General features: G+C 62.4%; 19 protein-coding genes. 3 read left to right on the top strand and 16 right to left on the bottom strand.

All coding sequences use genetic code 11. The annotated features are described in order from the left end of the window. The first annotated feature begins 19 nt into the window (after positions 1–19). The gene (locus ACT6VE_RS12370) at positions 20–421 is read left to right on the top strand and encodes a VOC family protein (protein WP_444798898.1); all 402 of its coding nucleotides are present in this window, start codon (positions 20–22) and stop codon (positions 419–421) included. A 13-nt stretch (positions 422–434) separates the two neighbouring features. On the opposite strand, the gene ACT6VE_RS12365 is transcribed toward ACT6VE_RS12370, so the two are convergent. The 3 genes from ACT6VE_RS12365 to ACT6VE_RS12355 all read right to left on the bottom strand — a co-directional run bounded on the left by ACT6VE_RS12365 (position 435) and on the right by ACT6VE_RS12355 (position 2,507). Further along, the gene (locus ACT6VE_RS12365) at positions 435–1,502 is read right to left on the bottom strand and encodes a zinc-binding metallopeptidase family protein (protein ID WP_444798897.1); all 1,068 of its coding nucleotides are present in this window, start codon (positions 1,500–1,502) and stop codon (positions 435–437) included. A gap of 115 nt (positions 1,503–1,617) precedes the next feature. Further along, the gene (locus tag ACT6VE_RS12360) at positions 1,618–1,809 is read right to left on the bottom strand and encodes a CsbD family protein (protein WP_069059549.1); all 192 of its coding nucleotides are present in this window, start codon (positions 1,807–1,809) and stop codon (positions 1,618–1,620) included. Between the two features lie 92 nt (positions 1,810–1,901). Then, the gene (locus tag ACT6VE_RS12355) at positions 1,902–2,507 is read right to left on the bottom strand and encodes a YqgE/AlgH family protein (protein ID WP_444798896.1); all 606 of its coding nucleotides are present in this window, start codon (positions 2,505–2,507) and stop codon (positions 1,902–1,904) included. A 173-nt stretch (positions 2,508–2,680) separates the two neighbouring features. Between ACT6VE_RS12355 and ACT6VE_RS12350 the strand changes: the two genes are divergently transcribed. Beyond that, positions 2,681–3,463, top strand: coding sequence for a protein-disulfide reductase DsbD domain-containing protein (locus tag ACT6VE_RS12350; protein WP_444798895.1), 783 nt, complete (start codon positions 2,681–2,683; stop codon positions 3,461–3,463). Positions 3,464–3,535: 72 nt separating this feature from the next. Continuing rightward, a complete protein-coding gene (locus ACT6VE_RS12345; protein ID WP_444798894.1) occupies positions 3,536–4,021 on the top strand; it encodes a peroxiredoxin in 486 nt (161 codons plus the stop codon). Positions 4,022–4,057: 36 nt separating this feature from the next. On the opposite strand, the gene ACT6VE_RS12340 is transcribed toward ACT6VE_RS12345, so the two are convergent. The 13 genes from ACT6VE_RS12340 to coxB form a co-directional block, all read right to left on the bottom strand. Continuing rightward, a complete protein-coding gene (locus tag ACT6VE_RS12340) occupies positions 4,058–5,014 on the bottom strand; it encodes an endonuclease/exonuclease/phosphatase family protein (RefSeq protein WP_444798893.1) in 957 nt (318 codons plus the stop codon). A gap of 87 nt (positions 5,015–5,101) precedes the next feature. Next, entirely contained in the window at positions 5,102–5,539 is a 438-nt protein-coding gene (rnhA, locus tag ACT6VE_RS12335) for a ribonuclease HI (RefSeq protein ID WP_444798892.1), read from the bottom strand. Further along, positions 5,536–6,501 (bottom strand): homoserine kinase, encoded by a 966-nt coding sequence (locus tag ACT6VE_RS12330; RefSeq protein WP_444798891.1) that lies wholly within the window; start codon positions 6,499–6,501, stop codon positions 5,536–5,538. The genes rnhA and ACT6VE_RS12330 overlap by 4 nt, the downstream gene beginning before the upstream one ends. Before the next feature lie 63 nt (positions 6,502–6,564). After that, positions 6,565–7,572, bottom strand: coding sequence for a 4-hydroxy-3-methylbut-2-enyl diphosphate reductase (gene ispH / locus ACT6VE_RS12325; protein WP_444798890.1), 1,008 nt, complete (start codon positions 7,570–7,572; stop codon positions 6,565–6,567). A 3-nt stretch (positions 7,573–7,575) separates the two neighbouring features. After that, on the bottom strand, positions 7,576–7,941 hold the full coding sequence (locus ACT6VE_RS12320) for a DUF1304 domain-containing protein (RefSeq protein WP_444798889.1): 366 nt from the start codon (positions 7,939–7,941) through the stop codon (positions 7,576–7,578). 40 nt (positions 7,942–7,981) lie between these two features. Next, the gene (locus ACT6VE_RS12315; RefSeq protein WP_444798990.1) at positions 7,982–8,734 is read right to left on the bottom strand and encodes an SURF1 family protein; all 753 of its coding nucleotides are present in this window, start codon (positions 8,732–8,734) and stop codon (positions 7,982–7,984) included. 16 nt (positions 8,735–8,750) lie between these two features. Beyond that, on the bottom strand, positions 8,751–9,134 hold the full coding sequence (locus ACT6VE_RS12310; RefSeq protein WP_444798888.1) for a DUF983 domain-containing protein: 384 nt from the start codon (positions 9,132–9,134) through the stop codon (positions 8,751–8,753). 168 nt (positions 9,135–9,302) lie between these two features. Then, positions 9,303–10,181, bottom strand: a complete 879-nt coding sequence (locus ACT6VE_RS12305; RefSeq protein WP_444798887.1) for a cytochrome c oxidase subunit 3 — start codon at positions 10,179–10,181, stop codon at positions 9,303–9,305. 58 nt (positions 10,182–10,239) lie between these two features. Further along, the gene (locus ACT6VE_RS12300; protein ID WP_444798886.1) at positions 10,240–10,845 is read right to left on the bottom strand and encodes a cytochrome c oxidase assembly protein; all 606 of its coding nucleotides are present in this window, start codon (positions 10,843–10,845) and stop codon (positions 10,240–10,242) included. Between the two features lie 2 nt (positions 10,846–10,847). Then, the gene (locus tag ACT6VE_RS12295) at positions 10,848–10,988 is read right to left on the bottom strand and encodes a hypothetical protein (RefSeq protein WP_444798885.1); all 141 of its coding nucleotides are present in this window, start codon (positions 10,986–10,988) and stop codon (positions 10,848–10,850) included. Between the two features lie 2 nt (positions 10,989–10,990). After that, positions 10,991–11,932: a heme o synthase gene (locus ACT6VE_RS12290; protein WP_444798884.1), complete on the bottom strand. Its 942-nt coding sequence runs from the start codon at positions 11,930–11,932 to the stop codon at positions 10,991–10,993. A gap of 66 nt (positions 11,933–11,998) precedes the next feature. After that, positions 11,999–13,666, bottom strand: a complete 1,668-nt coding sequence (gene ctaD / locus ACT6VE_RS12285; RefSeq protein ID WP_444798883.1) for a cytochrome c oxidase subunit I — start codon at positions 13,664–13,666, stop codon at positions 11,999–12,001. A gap of 19 nt (positions 13,667–13,685) precedes the next feature. Further along, positions 13,686–14,570: a cytochrome c oxidase subunit II gene (gene coxB / locus ACT6VE_RS12280; protein WP_444798882.1), complete on the bottom strand. Its 885-nt coding sequence runs from the start codon at positions 14,568–14,570 to the stop codon at positions 13,686–13,688. Positions 14,571–14,879 lie beyond the last annotated feature (309 nt).

Genomic DNA, 14,879 nt, shown 5'->3' with positions numbered 1-14,879 from the left:
ACGCAGCGGGACGAATGCGATGCAGTTTATCAACCCAATCCCTTTCGTGCGCGACATCAGCCGTTCCAAGGAATTTTACCAAAAGAGGCTCGGCCTAAAGGTACGGGAAGATTTCGGGAACTTCGTCCTCTTCGAGTCCGGCTTTGCCATCCATGAAGGACGGTCGCTCGAACAAACCGTCTGGGGAAAAGAGTTTGCGACGGAAGAGCCCTACGGTCGAAGAAATCTGTTGTTGTATTTCGAGCACGACGATGTCGATGCGGCCTTCGAGGCCATTGCGCCCCATGTCGAGCTGATACACCCCATCGAGCGTCAGGCATGGGGGCAACGCGTGTTCCGGTTCTACGATCCGGACGGGCACGCGGTCGAGATCGGAGAGCCGCAAGATCTCGGATCTCCTGACAATTCGCAACAGCCCTGATTTTCGCCGCCGGCTAGTTTCTACCGCCCGCCGTTCGCACCAGCCGGTTGATGAAATCCAGCTTCTCCACGACCGGCGGCGGCAGCACGAAGGGGTAGCTGTCCGGCTGACCCATGGAACGCTGGATGGCGTTGAGGGCGACGCTGAGCGGGATCCAGGCTTCGACGAGGCGGCCGGCATTCGGCGCGCGATAGGGATCGAAGTTGACCTCGGCTTCCAGCTCCTCGTGGCCCCTGGGATCCGTGTTGAGGCCAAAGGCACGCGCAGTTTCCAAGGTATCGACGATGTGGAAGAGGTGCGCCCAGCACTCGGCAAAATCCTCTGACGGATGTGCGCTTGCATAGGTGCTGATGAAGTTCTGCGACCAGTCGGCAGGCGGCCCCTGCTCGTAATTGCGTTGCAGGGCGGCCGCGTAGTCCTCGCGTTCGTCACCGAAGAGGCGACGTGCCTCCTCTAGGGTCGCCTCGTCTCGAACGAGCAGCGCCCAGTAGAAATGCCCGATCTCATGGCGGAAATGGCCAAGCAGCGAACGATACGGCTCGCCCATGGAGACGCGAACGCTTTCACGCACCGCGTCGTCGGCTTCCGCCGCGCGCAGGCCGATGAGGCCGTCCTCATGGCCGGTCATGGCGGCGTTGACGACGTTGCCATAGGTGTCCACCTCGTCCGCCAGGAAATCGAAGACCAGACCGCCGTTCGGATCCTCCTCGCGTGTCGGATGCGGCAGCCCCCAGCGCAGAATGGAATAGAACAGATGCTGCTGTGCCCCGCCGATGCGCTGCCAGCGTTCCAGCCCCTTTGGATCGGTGGTCGGCACGATGCGGTTATGCCGGCAGACCTGGCAGAAGGCATGGGAACTGTCCGCCGGCAGCAGCCAGTTGCAGACGTCGTGCGCGGCATTGTCGCAGAACCGATAGACGCCCTCGCCCGGTGCAATCTTCCAGAAACCGTCGCCTTCCGGCACCAGGGCGTGCAACGTCACGTCCTCGGCGAGAAAGCCGAGCGAGGAACCGCAGCGCACGCAGACGCGATTGTCGAAATGGATGGTCTGGCCGCAGGTCGTGCAGGTGAAGAGTTTCATGGCGTTCCCAAATTGCGGTATGGCCTCTCGCAAAATACCCGCATCGACCAATGGCGATACGGGTATTCTTCAGTCGCGAATGCTGGATGACACCGACGTGTCATCCCCATGTCGATCAGAGGCGATCAACCGCGCCCTTGACGGCATCCTTGGCCTTGCCGACAGCCTTCTGGGTCTTGCCCTTGGCTTCCTGGCCAGCGCCCTCTGCGCGCAGCTTCGGATTGTCTGTCGCCTTGCCGGCGGCCTGCTTGGCCTTGCCAGCGAGTTCGTTTGCCGTGCCCTTGATCTTGTCGCTCGTGCTACCCACAATCGTACTCCTGTTGTTCGAGGCGTGTTTTCCACACGGCAAGAGAACGGAGCAGGCTCCAACAAGTTCCAGGAAAATCTCGGCAGCAGGGATCAAGCGTGACCGGCTTCGGCCGACAGCATGGCGGGCTTGATGCCCATGAGGCCGAGTGCGCGCTCGTATTTGCTGTCGAGGTTCTTATCGAAGATCATCTCTTCCTGCGCCGGGCAGGACAGCCAGCCATTGGCACCGATCTCGTTCTCGATCTGCCCCGCGGCCCAGCCGGCATAGCCGAGCATCATCAGGCCACGCCGCGGCCCGCGGCCGCGCGAAATGGCGCGCACGATGTCGAGCGTCGCCGTCAGGCAGATGTCGTCACTCACCGGAATGCTCGATTCGGACAGGTAGTCGTCCGAATGCAGCACGAAGCCGCGGCCGCTCTCGACCGGGCCGCCGGCGCGGATCGGGAAATCACGTGTCGTGCCGGGCAGGCGAATGACCTCGTCCTCTTCGACGATATCGAGATGCAGCAGCACATCGGAGAAGTTCAATTGCTGCGGCCGATTGATGATGAAACCCATCGCGCCATCATCCGAATGAGCGCAGATATAGATGACCGTGCGGGCAAAATTTGTGTCGGCCATGCCCGGCATGGCGATCAGGAACTGACCGTCAAGGAAGCCGCGTTCTCGTCTGTTTTTCAGAACCGACATAGCCATAATGGCGATAGCCTATCAATTCGCCGCCAAATGAAAAGCGTTCTTTTTCGCCGGTGCGGCAGACCGGCCCTGGGAGGATCGAGCGGTGATCGGACGGGCGATCAAGCTTTTATGATTGACGCGCGAGCGTTTGTTGCTGGAAAGCGGCGGGCACCGGCGCTAGATGTGGAAGCATGAAACGCTTGCAAACCGCCGCCCTCGCGCTGCTTTTCCTTCCCTCCGCCACTCTGGCCGCGACCTCTGCCTGGGTCGAGACGCCGGGCGGCGACGTGCGCCTCGTCACGTTGCCGGCAGCCGACGGCACGACGCGCGCCATGCTCGACATTCGCTTGCACGACGGCTGGAAGACCTACTGGCGCGATCCGGGCGGCAGCGGCATTCCACCATCGATTGTCGTGACGGGAGCCAATCTCGTCTCGGTCGGCTTTCCCGCGCCGAAACGGCTTGGAGATGTCGAGAACCATTACATCGGTTATGACAAACCGGTTCGCCTGCCGATGAAGCTCGACAAGGTGGACGGAGCGGTCAAGGCGACGATCTTCCTCGGTGTGTGCAAGGAAATCTGTATTCCCGTGCAGGCCGAACTGACGGCCGATGCCAGCGCGGAGAGTTTTGCCAATCCGCTGGAGGAAACCGCGATCGCCGGTGCCGAAGCGACACTTCCCGGCGGCGCGGAAGATGGCTTCCGGCCCCTTTCCGGCCAATGGTCGGCGGACAACAAGATGGTGACGGTGCGCTTCGAGGCGCCGGCAAACGGCCCGCTTCCGGATGTCTTCCTTTCCGGCGCGCCTTTCGAGTTCGGCGCCGCCGGCCCGGTCCGCCGCGATGGCGACACGCTCGTTTCGGACATACCGGTGCTGCGCAGGCCGAAAGTGTTCGACCTTGCGAAGAACCCGATCCAGTTGACCCTGCGCGCCGGCGACAAGACGATGGAAAGCCCGCTTGCCATCGAATGACTGTCGCCTATAGTCCCGTCGCACGGCCCTTCCGGCCGCCCGCCATGACGATTATCTGACAGGAGACGCCTCGTGACCATTGCCGTTGGAGACAAGCTGCCCGACCTCAAGCTCAAGGAGCGCACGCCGGACGGCCCCGCCGAGATCGCAACCGAGGACCTGTTCAAGGGCAAGCGCGTCGTGCTCTTCGCCGTGCCGGGCGCCTTTACGCCGACCTGCTCGCTGAACCACCTGCCCGGTTATCTCGAGAACCGCGACGCCATCCTCGCCAAGGGCGTCGACGACATCGCCGTCATCTCCGTCAACGACCACCACGTCATGGGCGCCTGGGCCACATCGACCGGCGGCGCCGGCAAGCTGCGCTTCCTCGCCGACTGGGACGCCGCCTTCACCAAGGCGCTGGGCATGGACGTAGACCTCTCCGCCGGCACGCTGGGCGTTCGTTCCAAGCGCTATTCCATGCTCGTCGAAGACGGCGTGGTGAAGAGCCTGAACGTCGAGGAAAGCCCCGGCCAGGCGACTGTCTCGGGCGCTGCGGCGATGATCGAGCAGCTTTGAGCCGATTGAACACGATCCCGGGGTACAGCCCCGGGATCAGAATTGTACCCGTGCCATACTGGCACGATGATCGGACGGCCATGGCGTGACGACGATATCCGCCTCCGGTGCCTTTTCCCCCACGATGTCCGCCTCGACGACGACAAGATTCCGTGCCCTGCCGAAGGTGAAATCGATACGATCATGATGGTCGTCGGTCGCAGTCGGCTCGCTTGTCGGCGTCCAGGTGAAGCCGGGTTTCGCCACCACGTCGGTGTTTTTTGCCCGGAAGAGATCGACAAAGCCGGCAGCCTCGATGCGAGTCGTCGTTGGATAGGGTACGACAAGCGGCTGTAGTTTTGTCGCGACGGCTTCCGCCGTCCAGTCACGGTGGGAAGGCTCGTTGAAATCCCCGAACAAAAAGGCGGCATCGGCGCCAGACAGCTCCTTCAGGTCACTCTCCAGAAGATCGAGCGCCGGCCCGCGTGCGGCCTTGGCGGCAGCGACGGCCTCCTCCCCCGTCTTCAGATAGGGAGCGGCGCCATATTCGATATTGAGAAGCTGGTAGGGCTGGTAGGGATAGTCCGTGAGGTGAATGTTGAAGACGGCGACCTTGCGGCCCTCGACGTCGATCTCGACACCAAGGTCGTTCGACGTCGCCTTGCCGATCGGATAGCGGCTCAGTACCGCATTCGCCCACAGAGCGACGTTGCTCTTCTTCTGGTCGTAGTAATGATAACCGAGCTTTTCGGCGATCTTCGCTGCCACGCTTTCGCCAGCCGCCGCACAGGATTCCGCCGTGCAGTTTTCCGGCTCCACCCGCGTCTCCTGCATGCCGATGATGTCCGGATTGACCGCCTTGATCACCGCGACCGTCTCGTCGACCGGCTTGTCCGCATTGGCGCCGCCGCCCCAGATATTGAAGGTCATAACCGTCAGGTCCGTCGCCTGCGCAGGCAGCACGGTGAAGGACAGGCTCAAAACAAACAGGCAGGCGGAAAACGTCTTGTTCACGGCATGGTTCCCTTTCGCAGCCAGCGCATCGCTAGCATTCGCGTGCGATGATCTAACGACAGCGTGCGGGATTTTACCAGTGGCGCGTCAACGCTTGAACGGTGCCATGCCCGTGCGGGCGAGTTCGTCGGCGCGTTCGTTTTCCGGGTGGCCGGCGTGGCCCTTGACCCAGTGCCACTCGACCTTGTGGCGCAGCCGCGCAGCGTCCAGCGCCTGCCAAAGGTCGCCGTTCTTCACCGGTTTCTTGTCGGCGGTCTTCCAGCCGTTTTTCTTCCAGCCGAAAATCCATTTCGAAATGCCGTCCATGACGTATTTCGAGTCGGTGTAGAGATCGACCTCGCAGGGCGATTTCAGCGCGTCGAGGGCCGCGAGTGCTGCGGAAAGCTCCATGCGGTTGTTGGTGGTATCGGCCTCGCCGCCGGAGAGTTCCTTCTCGACGTCGCCGTAGCGCATCACCGCGCCCCAGCCGCCGGGACCCGGGTTGCCCGAGCAGGCGCCGTCCGTGTAGATATCGACATGTTTCATCGGGAAAGACCGTATTCCGCAGGGTTTGCTACCTGCCGGTGGAAGCGCAGTTTGCGCAGATATTCGAGCGGATCCTTCTTGACGACCAATGCGCCGGGCGGCGTCATCAGCCAGTCGTAGAGCCGCGTCAGGAAGAAGCGCAGCGCCGAGCCGCGCGCCAGCAGTGGCAGGGCAGCGGCCTCGTCGTCCGAGAGCGGGCGCACGCTTTCGTAGCCGGCAAGCAGCGCCATGCCCTTGGTGAGGTTGAACGCACCGTCCTTCTCGAAGCACCAGGCGTTGAGGCAGATGGCGACGTCGTAGGCGAGCAGGTCGTTGCAGGCGAAGTAGAAATCGATCACGCCGGACAGCTCGTCGCCGAGGAAGAAGACGTTGTCCGGGAAAAGATCGGCATGGATGATACCGGCCGGCAGGTTTTTGGGCCAGTTTGTTTCCAGGTAAGCCAGCTCGCCGGCAATCTCGTCCTGAAGGCCTTTTTCCACTTCGTCGACACGGTCGGCGGACTTGTCCCAGAGCGGCCGCCAGCCGCCGACAGAGAGCGCGTTCGGGCGGGTGATCTCGAAGCCCGCGCCGGCAAGGTGCATCTCGGCGAGCGCGCGGCCAACTTCTCGGCAATGTTGTGCCGAGGGCTTGCGCAGCCACATGCCTTCGAGGAAGGAGATCATCGCGGCCGGGCGGCCGGAGAGTTCGCCGAGCAGTGCGCCGTCATTGCGCGGCAGCGGCAGGGGGCACGACAGGCCGCGCTCCGCCAGATGGTGCATCAGGCCGAGGAAGAACGGCAGGTCGCTGCGGTCGACACGCTTTTCGTAGAGCGTCAGGATGAAGGCGCCCTTCGTGGTGTGCAGCAGGAAGTTGGTGTTCTCCACGCCCTCGGCAATGCCCTTGTAGGACGTCAGCGTGCCGGCGTCATAGGCGGTCAGGAAGCGGGAAAGATCATCTTCGGTGATATCGGTATAGACGGCCACGGCGGCTCTCAGGCTTGCGGGGTGAAATCAGGGACGGAGGCCGGCGAACAGGTGTTCGCGGCCTCACTCCCCATTGACGAAGGCCATGTCGGCGGAGGTGAGTTCAATGCTGCGCAGCTCGCGATTGACGAGGAAGTGTTCGTTTTCCTCGACCGTATCGGCAAGCTCCACCACCGCATTGTAGCGGGCGCGAAACGCCTCGATGATCTCGTTGACGATGACTTCCGGCGCGGACGCGCCAGCCGACAGGCCGACGGTTCTGATATCGCCGATCGTCTCCCAGTCGATTTCGGAGGCGCGCTGCACCAGCACGGACTTCGTGGCACCGGCCCTGAGCGCCACTTCGACGAGGCGCTTGGAATTCGACGAGTTCGGCGCACCAACGATCAGAAAGAGGTCGCAGCCGGGCGCAGCCTGCTTGACGGCCTCCTGCCGGTTGGTGGTGGCATAGCAGATCGAATCGGCGGCGGGTGCGGTGAGATTCGGGAAGCGCTCGTGCAGGCGCTTGATGACGCCGGCCGTATCATCGACGGAGAGCGTCGTCTGGGTGACGAAACCGAGATTGTCCGGATCCGGCGGCACGTATTTATCTGCGTCCTCGACGGTCTCGATGAGGTCGACGGAGCCATCCGGCAACTGGCCCATCGTGCCGATGACTTCCGGGTGGCCGGCATGGCCGATCAGCACGACATGGCGGCCGAGCCGCTGGTGGCGCATCGCCTGCTTGTGGACCTTGGAGACGAGCGGGCAGGTCGCATCGAGATAGAACAGGTTGCGGCTCTCGGCATCTGCCGGAACCGACTTCGGCACGCCATGGGCGGAGAAGACGACCGGCTGCTTGCGGTGTTCTTCCGGGATCTCGTCGAGTTCCTCGACGAAGATCGCTCCCTTGGCCTCCAGGCCTTCCACGACATAGCGGTTGTGCACGATCTCGTGGCGCACATAGACCGGCGCGCCATAGGCCTTCAGCGCCAGCACGACGATCTGGATGGCGCGGTCGACGCCAGCGCAGAAGCCACGCGGGCCACACAGCCTGATGGTCAAGTCCGAACGGTTTTCAATCATGCGCATCGGTTATCCGGCAATCAGGACAGCAACAAGGGCGATGGCCGCGGGAAGCGCCTGGATGACCAAAATTTTCCGCGAGGCCGTTGCGCCCCCATATAGGCCGGCGACCACGACCGCGCCAAGGAAAAACAATTTGATCTGGTAGGCGAAGGCCGGATCGGGGTGGACGAGTGACCAGAACAGGCCGGCGGCGAGGAAGCCGTTATAGAGGCCCTGGTTGGCGGCGAGGACCTTTGTGGCCTCCGCCTGCGCCGGCGTCATGCCGAAGGCCTTGAGGCCCTTGGGCGTCCTCCAGAGGAACATTTCGAGGACGAGGATGTAGACGTGTTCGAGGGCGATGATCGCCACGAGTATGGTCGCGAGTGTCTGCATGTCTTTGCCCCTTTTGTCCCCTCGCCTTTTCTAAGACATTTCAGGACGTCGGGCGATCGTCTTTTCGCCGGAAGAGCGCGTAGAGCGCGACGCCGACAAGCGCTGCGGCAAGGCCGTACCAGGTGACGGCATACTGCAGATGATTGTTCGGCAGGTCGAACTGGGTGACGGCGCCGATCGGCAGGCCCTTGGGGTTCAGCGCATCGCCGGCATCGACGAAGAATGGCACCAGCCTGTCGGCCGGAATATCGACGCTCGACGCCATGACGCCAAGATCCTTCCAATAGAAGATGTTCTTGGAAAGATCGTTGTCCGGCACGATGGAGGACGGCTTTTTGGCAAGGCGAGCGCGGGCGAGACCTGTCACGGTCTGCTCACCGGTTAACTGGCCCTGCTTGCGCATCTCCGGCTCCTTCGCTTCGAAGGGCACGAAGCCACGGTTGACGAAGAGGAAGCGGCCGTCGGCAAGCTGGAGCGGCGTATAGACGTAGTAGCCGGTCTGGCCACGCCAGGTGGCGAAGAAGTGGCGTTCCCGGTTGTTGGCGAAGACGCCCGATACGGTGACGGGGCGGTACTCGATGTCCTGGCCCTTCGCGGCCATCGCCTCGAGATCGGCAAGCGCCAGCGGGGCCGCGACACGGCGCTCGGCGATGTCGGCGAGGAGCTGGTCCTTCCAGGCGAGCCGTTGCATCTGCCAGGTACCGAGCGACAGCAGGATGGCGAGCGCGATGAGGAAGGCGATGCCGGCCAGGATCGCCTTGCCCCGGCCCCGGCCCTTGCCATCGTGCGGCATATGGCTCGCGGGCACCTCAGCCACGGTCGATCTCGCCCGGCCGGGCATTGTTCTTGTATTGCAGGGTGATCAGCAGGCCCTTGAGGATGCGTGTCAGCCACAGGCCGAGGCCGATCGCCAGCGGGACCCACAGGACGAAATGCAGCCACATCGGCAGGGCATAGTTCACCTCCGCCCATAGTGCTGCACCGACGACGATGAAACCGACGATCAGCAGCACGAAGACGACCGGGCCGTCACCCGAATCGGCGAAGGAATAGTCGAGCCCGCAATTCGTGCAGGCCGGCCGCACCTTCAGCAGACCGTCGAACAGCTTGCCCTGGCCGCAGCGCGGGCAACAGCCGCGCGCGCCGGCGCTGAAGGGGTCGACGGGCGGAAAGAGCGCCTTGTCCTCGTCCATGATGCAAGTCCAATCAAACAGGTCTTTCGGCCTGACGGCCGCATTCCCGATAGGTAGCGCCCGCGTGGCGCCGCGTCCAACCGAAAAGCTGCGACAAAGCGGCCGGGCAGTGCCCCAAAAGCAAACGGCCGCATCGCTGCGGCCGTTCGGAAATCTCGTATCGGCTGATCACATATGAGCGATCGGCGCGCCCCAGCCACCCCAGATGTAGATGGAGAAGAAGAGGAAGAGCCAGACGACGTCAACGAAGTGCCAGTACCAGGCGGCGGCCTCGAAGCCGAAATGCTGCTTCGGGGTAAAGTCGCCGCGTATGGCGCGGATGAGGCAGACGATCAGGAAGATCGTGCCGACCAGAACGTGGAAACCATGGAAGCCGGTCGCCATGAAGAAGGTCGCGCCGTAGATCGAATCCTTGAAGGCGAACGGTGCGTGGGCGTATTCGTAGGCCTGGACGAAGGAGAACAGCATGCCGAGCACGACGGTCAGCGCGAGGCCATTGATGAGGCCCTTGCGGTCGTTGTGCAGCAGGGCATGGTGCGCCCAGGTCACGCAGGTGCCCGAAAGCAGCAGGATGACGGTGTTGTAGAGCGGCAGGTGCCAGGGGTCGAGGACCTCGATGCCCTGCGGCGGCCAGACGCCGCCGGTATGCTCGACGCGTGCAGCCTGGATGGCTTCGCCCGGGAACAGGCTGGCGTCGAAGAAGGCCCAGAACCAGGCAACGAAGAACATCACTTCGGAGGCGATGAACATGATCATGCCGTAGCGCAGGTGCAGCGCGACAACGCGGGTGTGGTGGCCCTCATGCGCTTCCTTCACCGTGTCCGCCCACCAGGCATACATGGTGTAGAGCACGATCAGCAGACCGATATAGAAGATCCACGGATTGGCGAGGTTGGCGCCGAACAGGTGGAACGCGCCGCCGGAAATGTAGCGCATGTAGCCGATGCCGCCGAGCGCCATGACAAAGGCGCCGATGGAGGCGAGAAGCGGCCACGGGCTGGGGTCGATGATGTGGTAGTCGTGTTTCTTCTGATGCGCATCGGCCATTTGCTTGTCCCCGAATATATCGCGTTCGGCTCCCGGCATAGCCGGAAACGTATGTATTTCAAAGCTTGTTCGCGTCGTCCGTCTTCACGTCCACAGCCGAAGCCACCGGCTTCGACGCCTCATGCGGATAGAAGGTATAGGACAGCGTGATCGTGTGGATGCCCTTGGTCTCGACCGGCTTGACGATCTCCGGATCGACGAAGAAGACCACGGGCATGATGAGTTCCTCGCCCGGCTTCAGCGTTGTCTCGGTGAAGCAGAAGCACTGGACCTTGTTGAAATAGGCGCCGGCGGCCTGCGGCGTGACGTTGAACGTCGCCTGGCCGGTCGTCGCCTTCGTGGCCATGTTGCGGGCCTTGTACATGACCTGAACGGTCTCGCCGATCTTCATCTCGACTTCGCGCTGCACCGGCTCGAAGGTCCAGGCGAGGCCCGGGCCGACATTGGCGTCGAACCGCACCTTGATCTTCTTGTCGAGGATGACATCGGACGCCTGCTCGACGCGCTGCGTCGTGCCGCCGTAACCCGTCACCTTGCAGAACATTTCGTAGAGCGGCACGGCGGCATAGGCCATTGCGCCCATGCCGATGACGAAGGAACAGCACATCGCGACGACCGCGCCGTTGCCCATTCTCGTCTTTTCAGTCTTTTGCGTCTCGCTCATGCTCAGCCCGCCATTCCGCCGGCGAACTTCACCAGCGTGACAATGTAGAACAGCACGACGAGGCCCAGCAGCACCACGCCGAGCGCAATGTTGCGGCCGCGGCGAGACTTCTTCTGGCGTTCCGTAAGATTTACCGTTTCCATGACTATACCCATCCGAATGACGCGATCAGGTGATCGACCATCAGGCCGGAGAAGACCGCAAACAGATAGACGATGGAGAAGGCGAAAAGTTTCTTGGCCGGCACCATCGCGCGGTCGCCTTCCGGCATGCGCAACACGCCGACAGAGTACCACACGAAGCCGAGGCCAAGCGCTGCGGCAAAGAGACCGTAGCCGATGCTCGCAAAGCCGAGGAAGGTCGGCACGACGGCGATGACGGCGGTCAGGACGGCATAGATCAGGATCTGCACCTTCGTCGTCCACTCGCCCGAGACGTTCGGCAGCATCGGCACGCCGACGGCCTCGTAGTCGCGCATCTTGAAGAGTGCGAGCGCCCAGAAATGCGCCGGCGTCCAGAGGAAGGTGATGAGGAAGAGCACGGTGCTCTCGATCGAGACGCCGCCGGTGACACAGGCCCAGCCGATCATCGGCGGGAAGGCGCCGGCAGCACCGCCGATGACGATGTTCTGCGGCGTCGAGCGCTTCAGCCACATCGTATAGACGACGGCGTAGAAGAAAATGGTGAAGGCGAGCAGGCCAGCGGCAAGCCAGTTGACGGCAAGACCGAGGATCGCGACCGAAAACGCGGAGAGCGTCAGGCCGAAGGCGAGCGCTTCTTCCGGGCGGATGCGGCCGGAGGGAATGGGACGGGTGGCCGTGCGGGTCATGATCGCGTCGATATCCGCGTCGTACCACATGTTGAGGGCACCGGATGCACCGGCGCCCACGGCGATACAGAGGATCGCTATGGCGCCGATGAACGGATTGATCGTGCCCGGTGCGACGACCAGGCCGGCAAAGGCCGTGAAGACGACGAGCGACATGACGCGCGGCTTCAGCAGTTCGAAGAAGTCACGCGGCGATGCTTCGGAGAGATAGACCTCGCCGCTGCCCGCTGCTGTATCGTGATGCTCGATGACCGCCATGTTCTTTCCGTCGTCTCTTGGTAGTGACAGGGCCGCCGTTGCCGGCGGCCCAAGTGTTGAAAGATCTTACTTGATCTTCGGGAGCTGTTCCCACTGGTGGAACGGCGGCGGCGAAGACAGCTGCCATTCCAGCGTGTTTGCACCTTCACCCCACGGGTTGTCGCCAGCGACGCGCTTCTTGGCGAAAGCTTCGAAGACGCAGAAGAGGAAGATCAGGACGCCGAAGGCCGAGATGTACGAACCGTAGGACGAAACCGCGTTCCAGCCGGCGAATGCATCCGGATAGTCGATGTAGCGGCGCGGCATGCCGGCGAGGCCGAGGAAGTGCTGCGGGAAGAACACGAGGTTCACGCCCACGAACATCACCCAGAAGTGCAGCTTGCCGAGGAATTCCGAGTACATGTAGCCGGTCATCTTCGGGAACCAGTAATACCAAGCTGCGAAGATGGCGAAGACGGCGCCGAGCGACAGAACGTAGTGGAAGTGGGCAACCACGTAGTAGGTGTCGTGCAGGGCGCGGTCGAGGCCGGCGTTTGCGAGCTGGACGCCCGTGACGCCGCCGACGGTGAACAGGAAGATGAAGCCGATCGCCCAGACCATCGGCGTCGTGAAGCGGATCGAGCCACCCCACATCGTCGCGATCCACGAGAAGATCTTGATGCCCGTCGGAACCGCGATGACCATCGTGGCGAAGACGAAGTAGCGCTGCGTGTCGAGCGACATGCCGACCGTGTACATGTGGTGCGCCCACACGATGAAGCCGACGGCGCCGATGGCGACCATGGCGTAGGCCATGCCGAGATAGCCGAAGATCGGCTTCCGCGAGAAGGTCGACACGATGTGGCTGACGATGCCGAAACCGGGCAGGATCAGAATGTACACTTCCGGGTGACCGAAGAACCAGAACAGATGCTGGAAGAGGATCGGGTCACCACCGTTTTCCGGCGCGAAGAAGGCCGTGCCGAAGTTGCGGTCGGTGAGCAGCATGGTGATGCCGCCTGCCAGAACCGGCAGCGAGAGCAGAAGCAGGAAGGCGGTGATCAGAACCGACCAGGCGAAGAGCGGCATCTTGTGCAGCGTCATGCCCGGAGCGCGCATGTTCAGGATCGTGGTGATGAAGTTGATCGCACCGAGGATCGAGGATGCGCCGGCAATGTGCAGGCCGAGGATCACGAAGTCCATGGCAGGACCAGGCTGGCCCGCAGTGGAGAATGGTGGATAGATCGTCCAGCCGCCACCTGCGCCATAACCACCCGCCGGACCTTCGACGAACATCGAGAGCAGCACGAGCAGGAAGGCCGGGATGATCAGCCAGAACGAGATGTTGTTCATGCGCGGGAACGCCATGTCCGGCGCGCCGATCATGATCGGCACCATCCAGTTGGCGAAGCCGCCGATGAGCGCCGGCATGACCATGAAGAAGATCATGATGAGCGCATGCGCCGTCGTGAAGACGTTGAACATGTGCTTGCCGCCGTCGATGGCAGCGTCACCTTCGAAGCCGTAGACCATCGAGGCCAAGCCGTGGAAGATCTGGATGCCCGGCTCCTGCAGCTCCATGCGCATCACCACCGACAGCGTGCCGCCGATGATGCCCGCACAGATCGCGAAGATCAGGTAGAGGGTGCCGATATCCTTGTGGTTGGTCGAGAGGAACCAACGCTGAAAGAAGGTGAGCGGCTTGTGTTCGTGGTGATCGTGGTGATCGCCGTGGGCAGCGGATGTTCCGGCCATGGATCAGACTCCCTTGGAATTACTGCGCGGCGTTCTGGGCGACGTTGACGGACTTGTCCGCACCGTCGACAGACGCCATCAGGGCCTTGTTTGCCTCGCCGACATTCGTCGCGGCGGCAGCAAGCCAGGTATCGTACTTCTCCTGCGAGACGACGCGGATGGCGATCGGCATGAACGCGTGGTCCTTGCCGCAGAGCTCGGAACACTGGCCGTAGAACAGGCCTTCGCGATCGGCCTTGAACCAGGTCTCGTTCAGACGGCCCGGAACAGCATCGATCTTGATGCCGAAGGACGGCATGGCGTAGGCGTGGATCACGTCGGCGGCGGTGACGAGGAGACGGACATGTTTGCCGACCGGAACGACGAGTTCGTTGTCGACAGTGAGAAGGCGCGGATAGACAGCCTTGTCTTCCTTGCCGGCGCTGGCGCGGTCGCTGTCCTGCAGGAGCAGGCTGTCGAAGGAGAGCGGGCTTTCGCCGACCTGGTATTCATAACCCCAGTACCACTGGTAGCCGGTCGCCTTGATGGTCAATTCCGGCTCTTCGGTGGGCGCAAGCTGCTTGTTGAGGAGCTGGAAGGAGGGGACCGCCAGAAACAGGAGAGCAACGACCGGGCCGAGCGTCCAGACGATTTCGATCGCCGTGTTGTGGCTGGTCTTGGACGGGACCGGGTTTGCGCTTTCGCGGAACTTCACGACGACGATGATGAGCAGGACGAGGACGAGCAGGGTGACCGGTACGATAAACCAGAGTGTGTACTGCTCGAACCAGCGAATCTCTTCCATCATCGCGGTTGCGGGGGCCTGAAGGCCCTTCTGCCACGCGAACGGCTGATCAGCAAAAGCGGTCGAAGCAAAAAGCAGACAGCCGAGAGCGGCCAGAACTGCAAAAGCTTTGTTTTTCACAACGTATCTCCCCAAGGCGTTTGATTGGGATCAAACAGGCGCGCAGAATCCCTGCTATACTGAGTGCTTAAAACCACAGTTTCATGCTCGCCGCAACCGCCATGGGCGACCCCCCATGCGGCATTTTTGCGCAAAAGCAAAAGCCTAGGGCGGAACCCCACAGTTTCTTCACATTTCCCTATAGCATGAAAGGTTTGGCCGCGGCGATCCCGGCCGAAGCCCCTTCCCTCGCCGTTTTGCGCGGCGGCGGCACGGCGAGGCCGCGCTATATTATAAAGTGTCCGCGCCACGTCCAATTTCCGCCTTCAA

It is taken from the genome of Shinella sp. (genome assembly GCF_052438155.1).
GTDB lineage: Bacteria > Pseudomonadota > Alphaproteobacteria > Rhizobiales > Rhizobiaceae > Shinella.
This window is presented reverse-complemented; position numbering and strand designations above follow the sequence as displayed.

Excerpts from the sequence above, each read along its gene's own strand:
- ACT6VE_RS12295 (WP_444798885.1), bottom strand. The coding sequence starts at position 10,988 with ATGGAAACGGTAAATCTTACGGAACGCCAGAAGAAGTCTCGCCGCGGC.
- ACT6VE_RS12320 (WP_444798889.1), bottom strand. The coding sequence starts at position 7,941 with ATGCAGACACTCGCGACCATACTCGTGGCGATCATCGCCCTCGAACAC.
- ACT6VE_RS12305 (WP_444798887.1), bottom strand. The coding sequence starts at position 10,181 with ATGGCCGATGCGCATCAGAAGAAACACGACTACCACATCATCGACCCC.
- ACT6VE_RS12350 (WP_444798895.1), top strand. The coding sequence starts at position 2,681 with ATGAAACGCTTGCAAACCGCCGCCCTCGCGCTGCTTTTCCTTCCCTCC.
- ispH (WP_444798890.1), bottom strand. The coding sequence starts at position 7,572 with ATGCGCATGATTGAAAACCGTTCGGACTTGACCATCAGGCTGTGTGGC.
- ACT6VE_RS12365 (WP_444798897.1), bottom strand. The coding sequence starts at position 1,502 with ATGAAACTCTTCACCTGCACGACCTGCGGCCAGACCATCCATTTCGAC.
- ctaD (WP_444798883.1), bottom strand. The coding sequence starts at position 13,666 with ATGGCCGGAACATCCGCTGCCCACGGCGATCACCACGATCACCACGAA.
- ACT6VE_RS12300 (WP_444798886.1), bottom strand. The coding sequence starts at position 10,845 with ATGAGCGAGACGCAAAAGACTGAAAAGACGAGAATGGGCAACGGCGCG.
- rnhA (WP_444798892.1), bottom strand. The coding sequence starts at position 5,539 with ATGAAACATGTCGATATCTACACGGACGGCGCCTGCTCGGGCAACCCG.
- ACT6VE_RS12355 (WP_444798896.1), bottom strand. The coding sequence starts at position 2,507 with ATGGCTATGTCGGTTCTGAAAAACAGACGAGAACGCGGCTTCCTTGAC.
- ACT6VE_RS12310 (WP_444798888.1), bottom strand. The coding sequence starts at position 9,134 with ATGGACGAGGACAAGGCGCTCTTTCCGCCCGTCGACCCCTTCAGCGCC.
- ACT6VE_RS12315 (WP_444798990.1), bottom strand. The coding sequence starts at position 8,734 with ATGCCGCACGATGGCAAGGGCCGGGGCCGGGGCAAGGCGATCCTGGCC.
- ACT6VE_RS12290 (WP_444798884.1), bottom strand. The coding sequence starts at position 11,932 with ATGGCGGTCATCGAGCATCACGATACAGCAGCGGGCAGCGGCGAGGTC.
- ACT6VE_RS12370 (WP_444798898.1), top strand. The coding sequence starts at position 20 with ATGCAGTTTATCAACCCAATCCCTTTCGTGCGCGACATCAGCCGTTCC.